Raw genomic sequence first — 23142 nt, forward strand, 5'->3', positions numbered from 1 at the left:
TCATTATTTTATGGCGTCGTAATATTCTTTCATTATATACCATGCTTTTTTTCTATAGCCTTGATCAGATACTAAGCCTTTTCTGTTCCAGTCTTCCTGATTGGTAGGGTGAAAGCGAAAAGGAGAACGAAAATCGAACAATACCCAAGGACTTGTCCCTCTTAGGTTAGGAATGTTTTTGAACATCTCCAGATTGTCTCTGAAAAGTGTTGCCTGATAGTCTTCACTCCACGAACTTACTACATCTGCTTGCCCCAACTGTCCGTAAAGCGCTTCTCCACCAAATTCGGAAATTATCAGAGGTTGCCCTTTAGCTACATCCCATATTGCTTTGTCTGGGGTTACAGGCCATTGGTGGTACCATCCCATATATTTATTGACTGCTACCACATCCAGTTCTTTTATGAACGGATCGTTCATAACAAAGACTTGTCTTTCTTTATTGAATCTGACGAGATCGAATGCAGCCGTTATCAGCCGTGTAGTGTCTATGTCTTTACAGCATTGGATCAAATATTTAAGAAATTCGTTTCGCGGCTCAGATGGTTGCGTTTCGTTTGCCACACCCCAGAATGAGAGAGAACAACGGTTCTTGTCACGCATAACCATTTCTTTTATCATATTGCCTGCTTTCAGCTTTGTATCCGTATTTTCAAAATCTATTCCTTGCCAGATCGGTATTTCTTCCCAAAGCAGGAAGCCTATTTTTTCTGCCATTCTCACTATATATTCATTTTGCGGATAATGAGCCAAACGAATCATATTGCATCCAAGGGCTTTTGCTTCCGATAGGAGCATAGCTGCGTCAGGTTCAGAAAAAGCTCGCCCTTTGCGCTGTGGTATTTCCTCGTGGAAACTGATAGATTTCAGAAAGATGGGTTTGTCGTTGAGATAAATATCTTCTCCTTTTACCCATATGTTGCGAAAACCGATCATTTCTTCTATTCTGTCATTATCTGAAGAAACAATAACTTTATATAACTTAGGCGAATCCGGAGACCAACGCTCCAACTTCTTTACATTGAATGAGATTTCAGCTACACCTTCATTGTTTGTTTTCAGGTTTTGTTTAACCTTCAGTTCGGGAATTTCTATATCAATAGATGTATTTGCTGTTTTCGCTGATAGTTTTATACTTGCGTTTATCTTGTCTGCTTTGTATTTGTCTAATTGTATAAAATAGTCTTCTATAAAAGTTTTTGGTGTGTTCACCAACATCACATCACGCGTGATCCCTCCATAGTTCCACCAATCGAATGCCATGGCGGGAATAGCGTCTACGGTACGTGTGTTGTTTACCTCCAAAGCAAGAAAATTATCTTTGTCTTTTACCAGATCAGTAACCTCTATCTGAAAAGGAGTAAAACCTCCTTCGTGTGAGCCTATTTCTCTTCCGTTCAGATATATGCGACAACGATAGCTCACTGCCCCAAAGTATAGAAATAGTCGTTTATCTGCCGACTTGTCTGTATCGAACCGACGGGCATACCATACAGTACCTTCATAATACTTCAATTCGGGCATTTGGCTGTTCCAATCGGAAGGAACATTGAGGCGCAGACCGTGATCGAATGAATATTCGTAAAAGTCGGTTTTTCCTTCGGGCTTGTTATTCAGGTAAATTTTATTCTTACGTCCCTGGTCGTATAGGTCTATAATAGCATCCCATTTGCCGTTCAGAGATTGATACTTTCTCCCGTACACATTGGTTATCAACTCCTGAGCCGATATGTTTACTAAGCTGAGGCATAGGAGAATAATTGATACAATAGTCGTTGTTTTGAATTTCATAAGTAGAATATCTTTATTTTTTATAGATTTTCATTGCAAATCCGCCTCCTTGAGCCATTGATATGGTAAGCTTTTTATCGGTCGGAATGGCTATTGTTTCTTTTTTGTAGTCGGAGGCTATTCTGTTTGCATTAGCTCCGTCTTTATATATTTCAGCATGGAAACTGCCTTCTCCTAAGAATGAAAGATCGAGTTTCAGGGTGCGTGTATCCCAGTTTGTTAGCGATCCTACATACCATATCTCACCTTTGCGGCGAGCTATCGAAATATATTTGCCGATTTCTCCATTCATAGCAACGGTATTGTCCCATACTGTAGGTATTGCCGATATAAAATCGGTACACTCTTGTTCCTTCTCGTAGTTTGTCGGGCTATCGCAAAGCATATTCAGTGGTGATTCGAATATTACGTACTCAGCCAATTGTCGACAACGTGTACCCTGACTCATCGGCTGATCGTTTATACCCCTATGTGTTCTTTTTGTACCATTGCGCATCGCTCCCTGAGTATAGTCGACAGGTCCGGCAACCATGCGGATAAATGGAAAAGTAACATCATAAGTTACTTGATCTAGTTCTGTGCCATTCCACTTCATTTGTTCCAATCCGTTTACTGCCTCATAATTAATTACATTCGGATAGGTGCGGTTAAGTCCTGTAGGCTTGTAGGTTCCATGAAAATCGACTAACATTTTATATTTTGCTGCTATTTCGGCCGCTCGATAATGGAAATTTACCATAGGCTGGTCGTCCCTGTCCATGAAATCTATTTTAAAACCCCTGATGCCCATTTCGGAATAGTGTTTACAAACCCTTTCCGTTTCACGTTCGAAGGCATAATAACCAGCCCATAGTATAAGTCCTACATTTTTAGATTTTCCGTAATCAATAAGTTTTTGAAGGTCTATTTCGGGTACAACCTGAAACAAGTCTGCTTTTAGGTTTACAGCCCATCCTTCGTCAAGTATAACATATTCTATCCCATTTTTTGAAGCAAAATCAATATATGCCATATAGGTTTCATTGTTTACTCCGGCAGTGAAATTTACGCCTGATAATCCCCAATGATTCCACCATTCCCAGGCTACTTTTCCCGGTTTTATCCACGATACGTCCTGTATGCGCGACGGAGCAGCGAGCTTATATACTATATCGCTATCAGCTAACTCTTTATCGTCGGAAGAAACGATCACTATACGCCATGGGAATTTGGCGCCAGCTTTGCATTTGGCAATGTAAGGAGCACGTGCTGTCACCACTTGTTGCAACAGATTGTGGCCTCCTTGCTCGGTAGTAATAGGATAGGGGGCAAAGTTTGATTTTAGTGAGGATGTTCCATCTGTGTTGATGAGGAACATCCCGGGATAGCTTTCGAGATCAGATTCTGCTATACAAACTTTTTTGCCCCCGTCCATTTCGATAACCAATGGTGTAAATGACAACCTTTCCTTGTTCATTTTACTCAATAGTGTATATTCATACTTATTTTCAAATGAGTTGAAATATTGCCCTTCTATATTTTTTGCTTTACTATTCACATAGGGTATGTAAGCGTTATAGTCCTTCTTGAAGTTGAATGTTGCTTGTTCGTTTTCTACAATAAAGTCTGTTTTACCTGTAGATACAAAGCGATAAGCTATACCTTCATTATAGGCACGGAAAATAATATTGAAATCTTCTTTGAAGTTTAATGTAAGTTCATTGTAATGATCTATTATCTCACTCCGCTTGTAGAAAGGAGAGGGAATAACCTGATTAGCAGAGTTTTTTTTGATGCTCTTAAGCTTAGAGTTAACACCAAAACTTTTACCATCTGCCAATTGCATAGAAACAGATGATGGAGAGAGAAGCGTTTCTCCCTGATGAGATACCGAATAGGTTATGTCAGTTCCAACAACAATATCAGCAGTTAGTTTACCATCTGGTGATTGCAGTTGATAACTTTTCTGAGCTAAAGCTCCTATTGATATAATGAATAGAGCAGTTACAATAAATAGTGTTTTCTTATCAATCATTATTTTATAATTTCATATTTATATACTACAAAGTCATTGATATTGGGTAATTCGATCTCCAAAGCCCCTTTTCTCTTTGTGAGCTGTTCTGTTTTACCTCCGTTGCCAATAATTGGTACACATCTGACTTTTACAGTTTCGGGTAGCCATGTTTCCACTGTTGCTTTTTGTCTCGAATTATTTTCTCTATAAAAGATGAGATAGCCTTCGTTCGCATTCACTATAGACTGGAATCCTGTCCACGACTTGCCCGATGGCTCATCACCTATCGGTAGTATTGTTCCGTTGTGGAAGTCATGCTGTATCTCTTTATAGCTTTTTATGAGTTTATTTATTTCGAAAGCTTCTTTTGGTAGTCCACTACCCTCGAACCAAGCCAAAGGTTGTCCTGCCATAGTTGTAGCAAATAGGTAAGCGAACGAATAATTACCCGGAGCGAACATGTCATCGCCATACTTGTCACTATTCCTCCATTTGTTGAGGAACTCAATTTGCAGTTTTTCTGCCGGAACATATTTCGACAATTGCCATATGTTGCGCAATGTCCAATATGGGTAATAATTTTGCCAGTCGGTGTAACGGTTTTCTAAGAAGATATTTCCATACTCTGTAAAAGTGTGAAACCCTCCTCGTCGTCCGGCTGTAGCATCCAGATTGAAAACTACATTGTTATTTGTTTTATCCAGTACCTTGTCGAACAATCGGCGTAGATTTATTCCCGATTGCTTTGTAGGTATGGCAAGCCCGTCTATCTTGAATGTGCGTATACCATATTTATTGTACAGGTCTATCATTGCCTGAGCGTCTTTTTGCCAATCAGCATAGTCATTTTGCACACTCGGATTGAACCATAAACATATTTCGACTCCGAGCTTTTTCCCTTTTTCGACAATAGGACGCAATCCATTAGGATATTTCTCCGGATCAGGTTTCCAATAGTCGGGATTATCCCATATGTTTTTGAAAGAGCCTTTGGCTACAGCTGAATTAGGGCTTTTTCCTACCTGCCATCCATCGTCTATCTGAAAATGAGTGATTCCCAGTTTTGCAGCTTTTTCTACTTCTATGAGGCTGAATTTCTCATTTACCTTCGCATCCTGACTTCGGTCGCCCCATGTATTCATCATCACCATTTCGTCTCTGCCGGGCAGAAGTTTGCGGATGTTTTTCTGATAGCTGCGCAAAGCCAAAAGTTGTTCAAGTTCTGAGCCGGAATAGACGCCTATAACATAACTATATGTTTTAACCCATTCGTCTTTTTTTATGTCTTTTTCGGTTATTCCTAATCCACTAACAACAAAGTGTCCGAATTCGGCAGTGAAATCATATCCGTTGTATGCCAATTGTACGCTTGAGGACGGAGCTTCTTTAAGAAAGAAAAAGCCTTTGTCGTTTTCTTGGTTGTGTGCAAAAAGTAGATTCCCTCTGTAAGAATTTTTGCGATATGGAATTATATTACTCTCAAATACCAGATTGTTATTCCAGTCGGTAACATCATAGAATTCGACTATTTTTGTTTGCCAATGAAAGCCATCCAGTTTGATCTGGTCGAGAATGGCCGTTACCTGTTTCGACTTCATATCTTCGGCAAACTCGATATTTTTCATATCAGCCAGATTGGCTGCTTTCCCATCGAGAATAACATCTGTACTTCCTTTCAGATAGGTGTCGCAAGCTATTGTGGAACTATTGTCGTAGATACGATAAACCCTTTTTATGTCCAAAGTACCTAACGAAAAAGAGACAGTGGTCTCTAAATATGCCGGATGAATAGATGATTCCTTTATTTCGTTTGACGAGTAAAGTGAATTTGATATATTGTCTATATCTTGTGATATACGAAAATCAGGATTTTTAGTTTTATTGAGCCAGCATTGGTCAGAAGTCTTGTCTGTCAGACTATATGTTATCAGGTTTCCTTTGTTCCATATAAATTTTCTTTCTATAAGGTCATTTCCTATTGTCAGAGTATCGTTTTCTAAACGGCTGTAACAACTATTCTGTGAATAGCCGGATAACAGCAGAAAAAAGGAAAAGAGAATTAAACAACTACGTCTCATCTTATGGTATTCATATATTATTTTACAGGTAACACTATTTGCATCAGGTTTATAAAAATAGATGCCATTCGTTGCTGTATATATTTATCTTCTCCTCTCAGTGGGTGCCATCCGTACTTTGTGCCATCGATGGTTTGAGTATCTTTGGCGTACAACAGGCTTTGTTGTTCTCGAGTAGCAGGGTGTAATTGATTTTTTGAGAATCCTATATATTTGTCAAATTCGATAATAGGTAAGCCCCATTTTTCGGCAAGTTTTTTGATAGAGGTATTGTATGTTACTCTTGCATCGTGCCAGTCGGTACAAAGAACTATAACTGCGGGTTTACCCGATTTTGTACCATAATATTTCGACTTTGTATTATCTTTAAGATTGTAACATTCGCTTATATATCTTTTTATTACATAGTCGTATGCTGCGGCATAATTACTTCTGTCGAAAGGTACAGGATAGTTTTTGTAATCAGGTAGTAATTGCGATTCGTCAAAAACATCCTTGTTATGTACCTGCATAATGACTAAAGCGTCTATATTGTCCAATTCTTCGGAAGAATACAAAGTGCCATCAATCATTCTGTTTGCCGTGTTTGCAATAGCCTCGCCTCCAATTGCTCTGTTGAGAGGTGTGGCATTTAACTGCCGACAACCGATTTCAAACCACCCGTTTTGAGTAGAGGCAAATGATGCTCCGGTTAGTAGAATTGTATATTTGTTGTCTCCTTGTGCTGCTATATAGCTCATTGAAACAAAGGACAGAAGAAGAAATATGGTAAATATCTTTTTCATTCTGTTATTTATTTTGATTTGTATTAAGTCCTCTCGGGGCTTTTAACGGCTTTTGCTCGTTGAATCTTTGATTGTCAGGCACATCTTTCTTTCCTGCTCCTTCTTGCATCAGATCTTTTAGTTCGCTTAGGTGTGACTGATAAACTTTACGGGGTGTTGTCTCATACTTCTTGCACAATGAAGCTGCCATTCCCACTACTTCTCCCATCATACCGGTGGTACGCATTACTCTGACTGTACCCAAAGCTACATGTGTTACGCTTATATTTCGTCCTGCCATGAAGAGATTGTCTATGTTTCGGGAATAAAGGCAACGATAAGGTACTGCATACGGATATATCTTAATATGTTTTGTTGCTGCTTTGAATTCAGCTCCGGGGAATCTTAATGAATTGACCGAATCAGGGAAATGTAAATCAACGCTCCATGTTGTTGTAAAGGAGGCATCTTCGTGAAATACATTCTTGTCTATATCATCCTGTTTCAGAACATAGTCGCCAAGTAATCTTCTCGACTCGCGTTTTCCGGCAATATATGCTACCCAGCCAAGCTCACGATTATTATATTTTGTATTGTCTTTTAATCTGTTTTTGAGGAAGCTCCAATTGGAGTATACAACCAATAGCCCATAATCGCGGATACGTTCGGCATCTTTTATTTGGTCGTAGTTCATTCCGGTTTCCCATTTCCACTCACCCATTGTTACTTTCTCTGCATTCGAATCGTTGAATTTTACTCCATATTGGAAATCAGAGAATTTAGTTTTTTTATCTGTATCTACAGAATACCACTGTACAGATGCCCCCATGGTCATTTTATCGGGGGTAAGGGGGGCTAATTCTTCTCCAAATTCATCACGTCCTTCACGTCCCATATGAAAATCGGCTCCGGCAAGATAGCCAATAGTGCCATCGCCGGTACAGTCTGATAGGATAGGTGCTGTAAGGCATAGCTCTTGTCCGGTCTCTATGTGTTTTATTATAATAGACTCTATTTTGTTACCATTCTTTTTTACAGAAATAGCTCTGTAATTAGGATATAGAGTTATGTCTCTTTCATTTGCTATAAATTCACTTTTCTTCTCATCTTCATAGTAATCGCCAAATTTGGCATTACCTTCTCTTGCATGTCCAAATTCGCGGATCATGCGTCCCAATCCTTTGTTTGGTTCCAATTCGATAGAGCCTCCAAGATGTACTCTTATTTCTGAACTGTTATTTCCTCCTAAGATAGGACGATCGTTTATCAATGCTACTTTGCAGCCTAAACGGGCTGCTGCTGTTGCAGCACACATACCGGCTATACCTCCGCCAACAACAATAAAATCGTATGATTCTATTTGTGCCGGAATTTCCGGTATATTTAGTTTTTCTTTTCTGAATCGAGCTAATTCTTTTAAATCCGAGGGTGGTGTTTTGCCACCCTCGGTTGTAAAATATATAGCATCGCACCGACCATCAAATCCTGTCAGGTCGACAAGCGATATAGTTGCATTAGGATTGGTAATGGTAACAGTACCGGCATTTTGCCAATACCATTCTGCTTCTTTAGAGCCTAAAACAACAGGTAGTTTCTTATTATTGATCTTTAACGTAAACTGACCGGGCCCTTCTGTTTTAGTCCATGGAGATGTCCAGTTGAATGTGCGGACATAAACATGATAGGTACCTGTCTGGGGAAAGTTAATCTTTGTTGTGGCATCTGCTACTGGTTTTCCCATCCCATGAGCCATGAGATACGGAGAACCCATAAGATCCATAAACTGTTGATCTACAACCCAACCTCCCTTGTTGTCGAACCTTTCAGCTTCTACAAGTAGGTCGGCGGCAATTGATATTGAGGGTAGAAGCAGTAACAGAGAAATTATAATTCCCTTTTTTATACGTTTTTTCAATTTTTTAGTCTTTTAAGATTATAAAATATGATTGATTTATTTTACTTGTACATTAAGTAGCTTAATCCATCCTTCATTCGTCTTGTCGTCATTTACGGCAAGTTTTATAGCCGGCTGGTTATCTTTTTTTGTATCTACAAGAGCCACTGCCCATTTGTAATCTCCGGCAGGCAAGTTTACTGATGTTTTGAAATCATATGATACAGGTTTGTCTTTCAGCCAATTTGATGGTTCACTGGTAGTGTCAACTAATATTTCTTTTACATTGTCACCGGAGTCTAAGAGAGCAAAAGCTACTTTGTATCTGTAATTCCATTGAGGAATATTGTTAGGAAAGTATCCCCAACCCATATTTCTCCAGCGGTGTCCTATTGTAATTTCAGCTCCTTTATTTACTTCAGATGGCAGATATATCCGATCGGGATAAAGACGATATCCTCCTTCGGAAATAAAGCGTTGTACAAGAGGAAAGCTCAGAGTAAACCAGCTCTCTACTTCATTACCTACTCTAAAGTCCATCATATTTACGTGTGCTTCTTGTGAGGCATCGAATTCTCCTTGCCGTACATCTTCCGGATGACCTTCTCTATATTTGTTGCTCGGATCTATCCAATAACGATGTGTTCCTCCTGTGATCCAGCCTCCTTCCATGATTATCGGACGTTTGTAATTCCATGTTTTGGCAAACTGTTTTTCCCAGCTTTTATAATAGTCTGTCATGCCAAAAGCATCTTGTCTAAGGCTATACCCTTTGTTGATAGCCATTGTCAGGAGCTTATCTGTGTTTATATTGACATCTCCGTCACTAGCCGGATGCCCGACTACACGGTGATAGTTGATAGCGAGAGGTACTTCTGTAAAATATTTTGTATAAAGATCTGTGATCCATACGAATACTTCTTCCTTAAGCCTTTCTGTGTTTGCCCCTGTCGATGTATTTGGGTCTTCATAAATTACGTTATGTGCTTCGCCCCATTTACCTAATCCGTATGCATCAATGAAAGCACAACGTTCCGGGTTGTTGAAATCTTCGGCTAATGCAGCAATAAACTTAGTGTAATATTGTTGAAAAATAGGATCCTGGGGAATAGGAGTGATACGGGTAGGGTAGTTGCTGTTCTCTAAATATGACTTAGCTCCGGCATCGAATACAAATTTTGGAGTATTCATCCCTTGATCGCGCCCGTCAACTACGAAACGAAAAGCTATAGGTAATCCTCTTTTTCTTGCTCCTTCTATCATTTTCCCTACTTTAGTATTGGGATCTCTCCATGCGTAGACCCCATCGCTTGGATTCATTGTAGCCCAGCTTGTGCGAATGTAGCAAGCGGATGCGTAGTCTATCACCTTTACTTTTTTACCTAGATCTGATACATAAAATTCAGTATCCCAGTAAGACTCTTCTGCTGAAGCAGAAGCATACATCACCCAACCATTTAAAGGATTGTGGATGGGTGTCGATCTGTTGTATTTAGTCTTAACCAAAGTGCTTCCTGCATAAAGGTTATCTTTATCAGTATTGTCATCATCTCCACAAGCGTATAAGGATATACATAATAATGAAGCTAATAGACAGGAAATTATAATTCTATAGTTTAAAAATTTCATATTTATAGTATTAAAATGAATTCGTTGTTAACTGTTTATATTTGAAAGTATTGCCGTATCTTCTTATAGATACATATTCTATTTTCGTCCGATACGGCAATGAGTTTTTTCTATATTTTAACGCTGATCAAAGAAAGCTTTCATATTCCTTGTATCAAGTATAATATAATTGGTTCCCGAAGGTATAGAGAAATATGAATTGCGTGGATTGTCAGTTCCTGACCCGCCGTAGCCACTGTACAAATCATAACTGCTTCCAAGAGTAACAGTAGTATCTGCACCGGATTTATTTCCTGTATAAACGTAAGCTACATTAACAGCGGCGACACCAAATTTTGTTCTTCCACTTATGGCTGCACCCGAATAAACAAATATTTGAGGATCGGCCAAACTCGGTACGAAATTTATTTCTTTCCAAGCCCAACCGTCAGAACCATAACGCCATAGTTTTGTTACTGTGGTTGTTTGTGTAACTCCGTCCAATGGCCATGTTACTACTGCTGGTTTTAGAGCTTTGGCTGGAGAATAAATAGTAATTACTGATTTTGCCATATTGACAACAACACGGTATTCCCCGGCAGTTTCTATATTCCATGAAACAGGAGTTTCCTCCATTTTTACCGTTTCAGCTTCACCATCGTGTAATGTTCCGTCTCCTTCTTTTGGCACAATGTAATAAGTAGAGCCATCTAATTCTACAGGAATCTGTAATTCTCCCGGAATTAAGTTGCCTACCCATGCGTATTGGCTTTGGTTTTCAAGAGTTTTAGTCATTTCAATTTTTTCGCCTGTCGCAGCACTACCTGATATAAACATCTTATCGGCGTCAAAAATTATAACTTTTATTGGTTCTACATTGACTCTGATGGTGCGAACTTCCGGAGCTTCGAAAGTTGGACCACCTTCCCATTGGGCAACAACTCTAAACTCTAATGTAAAGGGCTGATTTACTTTTATTTTCCATTTTTCGTTTGCCCAGTTATTTATTTGTTCATATGTAAAACTTTTGCTAAAAGTTCCATCGTCCTCATATGTCATAATAGTTGTTGATCCTCCGAAATTATTCCCTACAATATCCAGCTTTGTTGTATAAGATATAACATAGTCATCAGACATCTGTCTGGCTGGAGTCCATGTAAAAGTAAGAACATCGTCGGTTAATGTGTTTTCATCCAAAGTGATATCTGTGGATGAAGCCTTGACTTCTAAAAATTCTTGCACTTTGTCAATATCTTGAATTTCATATTCACAGGCATTGAGACAAAGCATAGCGAATAATATCAGCAGTGTTTTATATAAATATTTTATTTTTTTCATAAATGTAATTTTTATAATAAAAAATCATTTGCTCTTTTATTGAGTTCTCCAATAATAAATGTACTCTTTAATATTGAAGGGAGAATGATTTATTTATATCCCGGATTTTGAGGAAATACGATATCTCTGTTAGAGTCGATTATTGACTGTGGAATAGGCCACAATAAGTCTCTCTCTGAAATCTTATCCTTAATAGTTGAGTTATGTGCTTTAACACGTTCTATCAGAGTTCCGGTACGTACCAATGTAAAACGTCGGCTTTCTTCTCCTACCAATTCGCGAATACGTTCATCAAGCAAATAGTCCATTGTCATGTCAACGGCATTGACTTGTTTTGCCCCGGCACGTTTGCGTACTTCATTAACAGCATCGGCGGCTTTTTGTGTGTCGCCTTGTCCTAGATAAGCTTCGGCCAATAAGAGATAGGTTTCAGATAGACGAAATTTCATACGGTCTCTATAGCTTCCACTAAGACTTAAGTTTTCAGAACGTCCGTAGAAGAACTTAGTGAGAGCAGGGAATAGCTGTTTTGTAGAGAACCATGTTTGTTCTGTTATATTACACTTTTTGCCATACAGAGCTGTTTGTGCAGGGTTGTTGTAATACCAGTTGCGTTTGATGTTATAGTTAGAATTTCGAATATCTGTACCATCGTAAATACCGGCTATGTCGTCGGTAAGGTTAGTGCCTTTGGTTCCTATCCACCATTTCATTGGTATAATCTGAGCGATACCTCGTCCGCCTAGCGAATCGGCCAAAACGAAACCGGTTATTCCTGAATAGTTAGGAATCCATGCTCTACGTGTCCAATCGGTAGAATTGGTACCTCCTCCTATAGTATTGAATTCAAGCTGTAGAACCCAAACACTCTCTTTGTTTCCACCTTTCCTATTCTGATTGTTTTCTATAAACAAGTCACTGAATACATCTCCCGGTTTGCTTTTATTCACACCATAACGAGTCTTCATCAGTTCGAAGTATTTACTGTCAATTACTTCCAATGCTGCTTTCTCGGCCAACACATATTCTTTCTGGAATAGGTACATCTCGCTTAGTAAGTGGTATGCGGCCCATCTGGTCAATTTACCATCCTTAACGTTATCAGGATTTTCAGGAAGGTTCTTTGATGCAAAATCCAAGTCGTCTATGATGTGCTCTAATACTTCTGCTTTAGGAGTACGGGTAAAGTTGAGCTGAAAATCGTACAATATAGTTTCCACATATGGTACATCACCATAAAGATAGATCAGTGTACGATAAGCATAGGCACGGAAAAAACGGGCTTCGGCCTGAAATCTTACTTTGTCTGAAGGTGAGTCCCAATTTGTGTTTTTCTCAGAGAATATAAGTATTTCGTTAGCTGATGCGATGAGGCTATATGCCCAATTCCAATAAGATCCTACAAATCTTTCTTCTGCAGTCAAAGTCAAATTTGCGAAATTAGTTAGAGAGCCATCGCTATTTATTGCCTCTACAATATCTGTAGCTACGTGCAGAGCTTCGTAAGGACATGCGTTGCCATGCATATAAGCATCATCCTCTCCCCATGTATTGTATTCGGCACGAGTAAGAGCATAAAGTCCCGCCGAGCCTACTTCAAAACCATATGTACTGGTAAAAGTATTGTTTGGCGATAATTGATTTTTCAGGTCTTCTTTAAGAAAATCTTCACATCCGGTAGCTGTGACTATCAGTATAGCCGCTAACCCTGTTTTTATTATGTTTTTTATTTTCATGTTGTATTCCGGTTTAGAAAGTTAAATTTAATCCTAACATATAAGAACGTGCTGTAGGGTACGATGCAAACCAGCCATTATCATAGTTGAGAACCTGTCTTACGTTAGAGAATGTATGTAGATTGTTGATGCTTAGGTTTACATCTATTGCACTAAGACCTACTTTACTAGCAATTTTTTGTCCCATTCTGTACCCAACAGTAATGTTTTTAACCTGTACGTATGTAACCTTGTGGTAATATCCATGCCCTAAGGTGTTTACATAGCCTGGAGAGACAACATCAGCATTAGGAGTTTCCGGTGTCCAGTATTTTACTCCATGTACATAATTTGTTGTACCATAAGCCCAAGATCCAAGATTAGATAAATTGTCTTCTTGCCATGTATTGAATACTCCATTTAGTAAGAATGAAAGATAAAAATCTTTGTACGATAGCTTATTACTCATAGACATTGTAAAACTTGGTTTCTTTGATCCGATCACTTTTTTGTCGTTTGCATCAATATATCCGTTTCCGTCTACATCTTCTATCTTAGCTGATCCGGGAGTGGCTCCGGGTTGAATTATTACCTCTTTTCCATCGGAACCGATATAAGAAAACTCATCTCCTTCTTGCCATATACCTACCACATTGTAATCATAAAATATTCTTAACGGTTGTCCTATATACCATTTGTTATTGATATCATCTTTGCCATCTCCACGTAGTTCTACGATTTTATCACGGTTGAGAGCAAAATTGACTCCGGTACTCCATGTAAAGTCTTTGTTGGTTATATTTTGTGAATTCAGTGATATCTCAATCCCTTTATTGCGGGTTTGTCCGATATTATCCATAATTGATCCATAGCCATTCATGATAGGAACAGTACGTGTCATGAGCAAATCGTGTGTATTGGAAACATACATATCAATAGTCCCTGATAAGCGGCCTTTTAATATTTGAAAATCGAGGCCAACGTTAGTTGTATATGTGGTTTCCCATTTCAAATTCGGATTTCCTATACCGTTGCTAGGTAAATAGGCTGTATTAACAGCAGTACCTCCATCACCCCATATATATTTGACTTTTGAATACAGACGGTCGAGAGTCATATACGGACTGATAGCCTGATTTCCATTAGCTCCATATGAGGCTCTCAATTTAAACATATCCAACCAATCAATATTATCTTTTATGAACGCCTCTTCACCGATATGCCATGCTAGTGCGGCAGAAGGAAAAAATGCATATTTATTGTTTTCGCCGAAGAAAGAACAACCGTCCGAACGTCCGGTCAACGTGGCCATATATTTACCTTTGAATCCATAGTTTAGACGAAACATATAAGATAACATCGCTGTTTCTGTTAAACTGGAAGATATTTCTTTTTTGCGTTCAGCAGCATTCATTATATAGTAACTTGTATCGTCTGTCACAAAGCCTTCTCCACTTTGAGATGATGACACGGTTTTAGTCTCATTTACGCTGAATAAACCTGTTACATCGAAGCGGTGTGCACCGATTTCACGCTCATATTTAAGTATATTTTCCCATGTGTAGTCTGTATAATGACTATTGCTTATACTAGCTTTTCCTCCAATTTGTGTGCTTTGTTCTCTTCCTTCATATGTATCGCGTCCGTAATAAGTTCCGGTAAATCCGCTTCGGTAGTTATAACCATAGTTTGATCTGAATGACAGACCTTTTAATGGCAATAGAATATTGGCATAAGCATTGAGGAAAAAGTTCCGATTGGTCTTATCCTGATCGGCATTTACGTTCATCATCGGATTTGTTATAAGAGAATATTCCATTGGTTCGGCAACGTAGTAGCCTGCCGCATCTTTATATTTACCATATGGACTCTGTTTTATAGCATGCTCGATGTTAGGGGTTACACCACCGTTTTCTTTTTGTATAAATTGAGTTCCCACACCGATAGTCAGCCATTTGTTGAATACCTGATCTATATTTGCAGTAATATTGGTACGGGTCAACTTCGAATTATAAATTACACCATCCTGATCGAGATAGGCTACTGCTGCCATATATTTAGTATTGTCAGTACCCCCTGATATACTTACCTGATGATCCATTGTAAAACCGGTTTGGAAAATATAATCCTGCCAGTTGTGAGTAATTCCGTTGGCGTAATTTTCTTTTTCGCTGACACTCATTATCGATCCGGCAATAGGATCTAATTGATCTCCTGTGTAGTTGTTCTTTAGGCGATGTATGTCTTGTTTGAAGCGTATATATTCGTTCGGTCCCATTACTTCTATCCACTGCATAGGCTCAGCAAATCCGGCTTGCCCCTTATATGTTACTGTCGGTTTACCTTTTAGTCCTCGTTTGGTCTGAATAAGTATTACACCATTAGATCCTTGTGAGCCATAAATGGCAACCGAAGACGCATCTTTCAATACCGAAAGGCTTTCTATTATATTAGGGTCTAAGTCGACAAGCGAACCACTATATGGTATTCCATCTAAAACTATAAGAGGATCGTTGCTGGCAGATATAGAACCTTCTCCACGAATACGTAAAGTCTGATCGCTTCCGGGAGCAGCATTGGTCGTTGTAATATTAAATCCTGCAACCTGTCCGACTAAACGATCCATTAAATTGCTGGTAGATACCATCTCTAATTGATCTTTACCAACGACCGAAAGCCCTCCTGTCAAGTCTTTCTTGCGTTGTGTTCCATATCCTACTACAACTATTTCGTCAAGTAGTTTATCCCCTTCAGTCATTACTATGTTCATTGCTTCCGAAGGATTGGCTTTAACTTCCTGATTGGCAAAGCCTACATATGTAAAGACTAATGTGGCGGCAGGTGGTGTTTGTAATGCAAAATTACCATCTATATCGGTAACGGTTCCTGCATTTCCATTCTTTACACGAACAGTAACCCCGATAAGGGCATCTCCGTTTGCGTCGGTAACTTTTCCTGTGATTTTAATAAGGTCTTGTTGCGAATACATCTGAGTTGCTGATAGCAACAATAAAGCAACAAGCATTAAGCAGCTTTTTAACTTTTTGTGTATTTTCATTTTTTTATATTTAAGATAAAAAATTTAAGTTAGTTTTCTATTTACATCTTTATTTGAGTGTAAGGATGGGGATCTGATATTAGCCGGAATAAAGATGTTTTCATCTTCTTTTGTTCTTTTCATATGTTTTATGGTTATTATTTAATGAATACCTTTTTTCTTATCATTTAATGGTTTTTAAATGATACAGTAAGTACATTCATTTTACTAACTTTATGCTGTTAGGCACATCAAAGAGAAAAATCAAGGCCTTTCTTTCGTCTTTATCACAAAGGTGTATAAAATACATATACGCCTTGGTACTCATTTATTCAGAAATGGTTCTATTTTGTACAGACTGTCGAAAATCCTCTGTTTATCACAAAAAAAGAAGCCTTTATGGCTTCTTTTTGAATTCGGAAGGTGTTAGTTCGAAGTGTTTTTTGAAACAAATACTGAAATATTTAGGATTGATAAATCCTGTCTGATTTGCAATTTCAGATATTGTCAGGTCTGATTCTTTTAGTAATTGTGCGCTACGTTTTAGTCGGATATCCATTATGAATTCTTTGATCGACATCCCGACTATATCATTTATTTTTTGGTATAGAAGCGTACGTCCGATTCCCATATCGGATACAAAGGACTCTACATTGTAATCACTATTATCTATATTCTGTTCAATCTGAACCATTGCTCTTTTCAGGAGCTCTTCGTCCATAGAAGAGATTGTGATTTTTGATGGTTCGGCAATATATTTTTTACTGTAAAGCTCTTTCAGTTCATTCTGGTTCTTTATCAGGTTATTTACTTGCTTAAGCAGAAAGTCCATGTCGAAAGGCTTATCTATGAATACATTCGCTCCGTTCTCCAATGCTTTTATCTTGTTTTCCGTATTTTTCCCTAAAGCTGACAGTACAATTATAGGAATATGACTTGTCTTTATATTGGATCGAAGGTTTCGGCAGACGTCAAATCCATCGGCTTCCGGCATCATCAAATCGGTGATTACAATCTGAGGGAATATCTTTTCTGTTTTAGCTATACCTTCATTCCCATTAGTAGCCGTGTATACATTATAATATTCGGAAAGTCGTTGTTCCATATATGTTCTCAAGTCGGTATCGTCTTCTATGAGAACGATACTATATGCTTTGCGACTAGGTTTATCTGCTAGATTTGTTACTTTCGATTCGGCAAGAATATTGTCTATTTCAGAAATTGCATAGTCGTATGAAATAACATTACTGTCGGCTTTATCTTCATTCAGAGCAAAAGGTAAGATTACTGTGAAAGTAACTTTCGAGTCTCCTGAAAATAAAGTAATCTTCCCTTCCAGACTACTTACTAACTCTTTAACGATAGCTAAGCCCAATCCTGTGCTCTCTTCGAATGCTGGTCTTCCGGAAGTTAATCTGTTAAATGATTCGAAGATCTTATCTTTCTTGTCGTCAGGTATTTCTGCACCGGTGTTGGTTATGGCTACAGAAATATATTCAGCCTTAGTTGCTGTAGGCAAGGCAAGGTTTGATATTTCTTCCTGTGTGGTTTTGTTTATTTTTATACCTACAAATCCGTCCTCAGAGGTATATTTTATTGCATTAGAAAAAAGATTTGTGAAAATCTTTTCTACAACATCATGATCGAATTTGGTATAAAAGTTTTCAATTTCTGAATTTACATCTGTTTCAATTCCTTTTTTATTTGCATATAGTTCGAATAATGAAAAGATGTCACCTATATACTGAATAAGATCTCCCGGTTGATTGTTGAATGTTATTTTTTGGCTTTCTATCTCTCTGAATTGAAGTAATTGACTAATCATTCGTTGAATGCGATTGACATTCTTCTCGATAAGACGCACATAAGCATTAGCATTTGAAGACTGGTCTTCCGGCAAAAGTTCCTTGAGATGTTTTAAGGGGTCGACAACCAGTGTAAGTGGTGTTTTAAGATCGTGCGAGATATTTGTAAAGAAATTAATTCGAGCCTGAGTGAGCTTTTTCATATTTTGCTCTTTGATTTGTTCCATCTCAAGGCGATTTTTAAATATCTTTTTATTAGTAAAATACCTCCATATAAAGTATATTATAAACAATAATATAATTGAATAGACCATATATGCCCACACAGAAAGAAATGGGGATGGCTTTACCTCGAAGTTAAGAGATGCTATTTCATCTCCCCATAAACCATCATTGTTCGCGGCTTTAACTTCAAGAACATAATTCCCCGCAGGAAGATTAAAAAACTGTATCGTTTTTTGTCCGTGAGGTAAGTAGTTCCATTTATCTGAAAGACCAAGCATTCTATATGCGTATTGATTCTTTTCTGCATACAAATAGCTGTTTGCCGAAACACATATTTCGATATTAGACTGATTGTGAGATAATATTACTTTATTGTTATCGTTTTCGGAATAAGACATTGTAGATATATCCTTGGTGAGAGGAGAATCTTTTGTATTTGGTACAATTCTTTTATTATTGATTAATAAATCTGTAAAAAATACCTTTGGCTTCTGATTATTATATTTTATTTTACTGGGAGTGAACATAATGAATCCATCTGTTCCTCCAAAGAGCATTTCTCCTTTCGATGTTTTGTAGCATGCACGTACATAGAATGCACCACAGAGATTTAGATTGTCTATTTGCGATTTATTTATTTTCTGACTCTTGTAGTCATAATAATATAGGCCATCATTTGTACTGAACCATATATCTTTAGTCGAAGAATCTTCTAATATACCAAAAACTGTTTTGCCTAATAGACCTTCTTTTTCTGCATAATTTATATAGCTGCCATTTTTACTTAATCTGTTTACTCCGCCACCGCGTGTTCCGAACCAAATGTCCGAATCAGATGTAATACAAAAAGAACAGAGGTTGTTTATAGCATATGGTGTATTCTCAATATAGTAATGCTTTATAATACGCCTTGTGACAACATCTATAATGTACGCTCCATTATGAGTTATCAACCATAGATTATTTCCTTTGTCACGAAATAGTGTTTCTATCTGCATTCTAACAACTTCTCCTTTCGAATTGGATAAAGAAACAGTTTCTATGGTTCCGTTCTTTTTGTTCTTATACATTAGTTCCGTGTCTGGATTGGTTATCCATATTCCGGAATCGCCCTCTATTGCGAAGTCATAGATACTTAACTGTTGCAGTGTCGTAGGATGATACATTTTTAGGTCTGTAAACCGTTGTTGTTTATTGTCGAACTCTTCCATGCCCCCATTGAAGGCAGAGATCTGTAAGATGTCGTTTTTTTCATCGTATCTCAACATCTTTATCATATTCGACGTTATTCCTGTTTTGTTTTCCTGAGTAAAATATGAGATTTTGTCTATTTTTCTATCCCAGTGATTCAATCCGCCCCCTTCTGTCCCTATCCACAGATTTCCGTGTTTGTCTTCTTCAAAACAACTGATAATAGGGTGGTTTAATCCTCCCGGAGTAGCTTTGAAATAATTAACATTGTTGTCGAAAAAAGACATATAGGCCAGTTTCCCTCCATATGTTCCTATCCATACGCCTCCATCGGGGTCGGGATATATAGACCAAACTGAATTGTTAGGCAGAGAATATGTGTAGTTAATATTGAAGCGCAAGTGACGCATTTCTTCTGTCAGAGGATCTATAAGAAAAAGTCCCGACTGTGTGGCTACCCAAATGACGTTTGCCGAATCGAGATATAGTTTTTTTGTACTTGCCGATTTTCCGTATTCACGAGAAAGATTATAGTGTTTCAATACTTTGCCATCGTGGCTACATTTATATAAACCATCCATGTGGGTAAGAATATAAACAGACTCGTTATATTCTACAATATCTCTTATTACATAGCTATCGTTACCTAAAACGGAAAATAGACTATATTGCTTTGTTGCTTTATTTAACCTGTATATTTTATCGTTTGATGTAATATAGATATGTTCTTTGGTACATATCAACGCTAATGAAGAAATAGATATATCAGCTGGTAGCGGATAACGAGTTACTTCAGGTAGCTGATCAGACTTGAATGATTCTATTTTATTATCTCTGATTATCCAAATAGTACCATCGTCAGATGCACTGATTGACCCTATGTTTCCCTCCAAAACACGCTCGAAGTCCTTAGTTTGATAATTAAATCGTAACAGAGCATGATTAGTACCTACATATAGCCGCTTCGAACTATCTGTGATAACTTGCCCGTATGACCAATATGAACGGGGAAGAATCTTTGTAACTAGATCGTTCATCTGTAGAAACGAGTTTCCGTTGTATACAAACAGTGCGTCGTATCCACTAAACCATATTCGTCCGATGCTATCTTTGGTGATGCTATGAATACCTCCATAATAAGAGGTCTCTGACATGGTATGGAATCTATAATCTGATATATTTAAGGCAAAGCTGGGAATAGAAAATAAAAAGGAGAGCAATCCCACTAATAAAAACCTCATGTTCAAGTACTATAATCTGTTTTTCTTTTTGCAAATCAGACAAAGATAACAAAATAAACAAAAAATGATAAGTCTGTCTTCTAATTATTATTTGTTTCTAAAATTGTTAGTATTGGTTTGTGTATTTATTACCAATGGTGTTTTGTGTATGTGAGAACAATCGCAGGCATTATATGTTTTATATTATATTCAAGATTTATTTATATTTCGCAAAAAATACTACTTTTATGCAAAATAACACATAAAGACTCGTTTTATGATCTATGACAAGCTTATTAATCCGAAAAGCATCGTAGTGGTAGGTGCTTCCGATAACATTTTGAAACCTGGAGGCAGTGTTCTGTATAATTTGATAACAGGAACATTTACTAACGATTTATATGCCGTAAATGCTCGCGGAGGAACTATACAAGGAGTTAAAGCCTATCAGAGTATAGAAGATATTCCGCAGACTGATTTGGCTATAATATCTGTTCCTGCCAATCAGTGCTTGCATACAGTAGAGTATCTTGCTGCAAATAAAGGAGTGAAAGCATTCATCGTTTTTTCTGCAGGATTCAGTGAAGAGTCGGAAGAAGGTGCTGTTTTAGAAAAGCAGCTTTTAGATATTGTGAATAAGGCTGGTGTTCTTATGATTGGGCCAAATTGTTCGGGTTTCTTTAATACTGTACATCAAAGTATTTTTACAAGACCTGTACCTATCCTCGATCCTCAGGGTGTAGACATTATATCCAGCTCGGGAGGTACTATTACATATATCATAGAGTCTGCGATGAGAATCGGTTTAAGGTTCAATTCTGCATGGTCGATAGGAAACTCGGCTCAGATAGGAGTAGAAGATATTTTAGAACATCTCGATAGTGAGTTTGATCCGCAAACCAGTCCTAAGATAAAATTACTATATCTTGAAAAAATTGCTGACCCTGACCGTTTTCTTCAACATTCGGCTTCGCTTATCAATAAGGGTTGTAAAATAGCTGCAATTAAGTCCGGTAGTTCCACTTCTGGTAGTCGGGCTGCGTCTTCTCATACAGGAGCGATAGCGAGTTCCGATTCGGCCGTAGAGGCTCTCTTTCGCAAAGCTGGTATTATACGTTGTTTCTCGAGAGAAGAGCTGGCCAATGTAGGAGCTGTATTATCCATGAAAGAATTGAAAGGAAGAAATCTTGCAATTATAACCCAAGCGGGTGGCCCTGCTGTAATCTTAACAGATGCCTTGTCGAAAGGTAAAATTGATGTTCCTGAGATGAATAAGGATTTGGCAGCCGAACTTAAAAATCATTTGCTTCCCGGAGCCGCTGTATCCAATCCTATAGATATTATAGGAACAGGAACAGGGGAACATATGGCCTATTGTATCGATTTTTGCGAAAAGAACTTCAAAGAAATAAATGGTATTGCTGTTATATATGGCAATCCCGGAGTTAGCAATGTCGCCGAAGCATACAAAATGCTGGATCAGAAAATAAAGGCGAGCAAATTGCCTATTTATCCCATATTGCCTTCTGTGGTTTCTGCAACGAAAGAAATGGACGATTTTGTAAGAAACGGACATGTGAATTTTACCGATGAATATGCACTGGCCAATGCTTTGTCTAAGGTTGTTTCCTGGACACCTCCTTCTGTAGGTAAGATGGAAGATGTATCTGTAGATATACCTCGCATAAGAAAAATTATAGAATCGGCTTCGGATGGATATGTAGAAAGCAGTATAATAAAAGAATTGTTCGATGCAGCGGGTATACCTCAGGTGAAAGAGCTGGTAACGGATAATAAAGATAAAGCCATTGCTTTTGGAAGAGAAATAGGCTATCCGGTTGTCGCAAAATGTGTAGGGCCTATCCACAAGTCTGATGTTGGAGGAGTTGTTCTTAATATTCGTTCTGATGAGCATCTGTCTCTCGAATTTGACCGATTGATGCAAATACCGGATACTACTGCTGTTATGATACAGCCTATGCTTTCGGGGCAAGAGTTGTTTGTAGGGGCTAAATATGAGGCTAAGTACGGGCATATTATATTGTGTGGGCTTGGTGGCATATTTGTAGAAATTCTTAAAGATGTGGCATCGGGTCTGGCTCCTCTCAGTTTTCATGAAGCCACCTCAATGGTTCGTTCTTTGAGGGCATATAAAATAATTGAGGGTGTTAGAGGACAGAAAGGGTTGAACGAGAAATTGTTTGTTGAAATAATAGTCCGTTTATCTGTTATGCTACGCTTTGCTCCTGAAATAAAGGAAATGGATATAAACCCATTACTGGCAAATGAAGAAAAAGTAATAGCTGTAGATGCCAGAATAAGGATAGAGAAATAAAATCGGTATTTGGAAAGAGACTGATTCTTTCGTGCTAGTAGGTTCTCCTTATAGCGATAAGATAATTTGAATAGGCTCGGTATAGTTCGGGCTTATTTTTTGCTTGTTTGTACGACTTCTGGTATAAATATACAAACTCTATTGG

At 38.0% G+C, this 23142-nt stretch carries 11 protein-coding genes; 1 reads left to right on the plus strand and 10 read right to left on the minus strand.

Annotation, left to right across the window (positions count from 1 at the left end; translation table 11 throughout):
- Positions 1-3: 3 nt before the first annotated feature.
- The 10 genes from BGC7_RS17010 to BGC7_RS17055 form a co-directional block, all read right to left on the minus strand.
- Positions 4-1791 carry a glycoside hydrolase family 2 protein gene (locus BGC7_RS17010; protein ID WP_050702806.1) on the minus strand — a complete coding sequence of 596 codons (1788 nt, stop codon included), beginning with the start codon at positions 1789-1791 and terminating at the stop codon, positions 4-6.
- 13 nt (positions 1792-1804) lie between these two features.
- Positions 1805-3805, minus strand: a complete 2001-nt coding sequence (locus BGC7_RS17015) for a glycoside hydrolase family 97 protein (RefSeq protein WP_050702807.1) — start codon at positions 3803-3805, stop codon at positions 1805-1807.
- Positions 3805-5865, minus strand: a complete 2061-nt coding sequence (locus BGC7_RS17020) for an alpha-galactosidase (RefSeq protein WP_050702808.1) — start codon at positions 5863-5865, stop codon at positions 3805-3807. The genes BGC7_RS17015 and BGC7_RS17020 overlap by 1 nt, the downstream gene beginning before the upstream one ends.
- A 17-nt stretch (positions 5866-5882) precedes the next feature.
- On the minus strand, positions 5883-6650 hold the full coding sequence (locus BGC7_RS17025; protein WP_050702809.1) for a DUF5040 domain-containing protein: 768 nt from the start codon (positions 6648-6650) through the stop codon (positions 5883-5885).
- A gap of 4 nt (positions 6651-6654) precedes the next feature.
- Positions 6655-8532, minus strand: coding sequence for an FAD-dependent oxidoreductase (locus BGC7_RS17030; protein ID WP_050702822.1), 1878 nt, complete (start codon positions 8530-8532; stop codon positions 6655-6657).
- A 48-nt stretch (positions 8533-8580) separates the two neighbouring features.
- A complete protein-coding gene (locus BGC7_RS17035) occupies positions 8581-10152 on the minus strand; it encodes a hypothetical protein (protein ID WP_050702810.1) in 1572 nt (523 codons plus the stop codon).
- Positions 10153-10269: 117 nt separating this feature from the next.
- Entirely contained in the window at positions 10270-11469 is a 1200-nt protein-coding gene (locus BGC7_RS17040) for a SusE domain-containing protein (RefSeq protein ID WP_050702811.1), read from the minus strand.
- An 89-nt stretch (positions 11470-11558) separates the two neighbouring features.
- Positions 11559-13199 (minus strand): RagB/SusD family nutrient uptake outer membrane protein, encoded by a 1641-nt coding sequence (locus BGC7_RS17045; RefSeq protein ID WP_185112995.1) that lies wholly within the window; start codon positions 13197-13199, stop codon positions 11559-11561.
- A gap of 19 nt (positions 13200-13218) precedes the next feature.
- On the minus strand, positions 13219-16242 hold the full coding sequence (locus BGC7_RS17050; RefSeq protein WP_050702813.1) for a SusC/RagA family TonB-linked outer membrane protein: 3024 nt from the start codon (positions 16240-16242) through the stop codon (positions 13219-13221).
- Between the two features lie 376 nt (positions 16243-16618).
- Complete coding sequence (locus tag BGC7_RS17055; protein ID WP_242034438.1) at positions 16619-20683, minus strand: hybrid sensor histidine kinase/response regulator transcription factor; 4065 nt, start codon at positions 20681-20683, stop codon at positions 16619-16621.
- Between the two features lie 256 nt (positions 20684-20939).
- On the opposite strand from BGC7_RS17055, the gene BGC7_RS17060 reads away from it, so the two are divergent.
- Entirely contained in the window at positions 20940-22997 is a 2058-nt protein-coding gene (locus tag BGC7_RS17060) for an acetate--CoA ligase family protein (RefSeq protein WP_050702815.1), read from the plus strand.
- Positions 22998-23142 lie beyond the last annotated feature (145 nt).

The organism is Dysgonomonas sp. BGC7 (assembly GCF_001261735.1).
GTDB lineage: Bacteria > Bacteroidota > Bacteroidia > Bacteroidales > Dysgonomonadaceae > Dysgonomonas.

Excerpts from the sequence above, each read along its gene's own strand:
- BGC7_RS17010 (WP_050702806.1), bottom strand. The coding sequence starts at position 1,791 with ATGAAATTCAAAACAACGACTATTGTATCAATTATTCTCCTATGCCTC.
- BGC7_RS17015 (WP_050702807.1), bottom strand. The coding sequence starts at position 3,805 with ATGATTGATAAGAAAACACTATTTATTGTAACTGCTCTATTCATTATA.
- BGC7_RS17020 (WP_050702808.1), bottom strand. The coding sequence starts at position 5,865 with ATGAGACGTAGTTGTTTAATTCTCTTTTCCTTTTTTCTGCTGTTATCC.
- BGC7_RS17025 (WP_050702809.1), bottom strand. The coding sequence starts at position 6,650 with ATGAAAAAGATATTTACCATATTTCTTCTTCTGTCCTTTGTTTCAATG.
- BGC7_RS17035 (WP_050702810.1), bottom strand. The coding sequence starts at position 10,152 with ATGAAATTTTTAAACTATAGAATTATAATTTCCTGTCTATTAGCTTCA.
- BGC7_RS17040 (WP_050702811.1), bottom strand. The coding sequence starts at position 11,469 with ATGAAAAAAATAAAATATTTATATAAAACACTGCTGATATTATTCGCT.
- BGC7_RS17050 (WP_050702813.1), bottom strand. The coding sequence starts at position 16,242 with ATGAAAATACACAAAAAGTTAAAAAGCTGCTTAATGCTTGTTGCTTTA.
- BGC7_RS17055 (WP_242034438.1), bottom strand. The coding sequence starts at position 20,683 with ATGAGGTTTTTATTAGTGGGATTGCTCTCCTTTTTATTTTCTATTCCC.
- BGC7_RS17060 (WP_050702815.1), top strand. The coding sequence starts at position 20,940 with ATGATCTATGACAAGCTTATTAATCCGAAAAGCATCGTAGTGGTAGGT.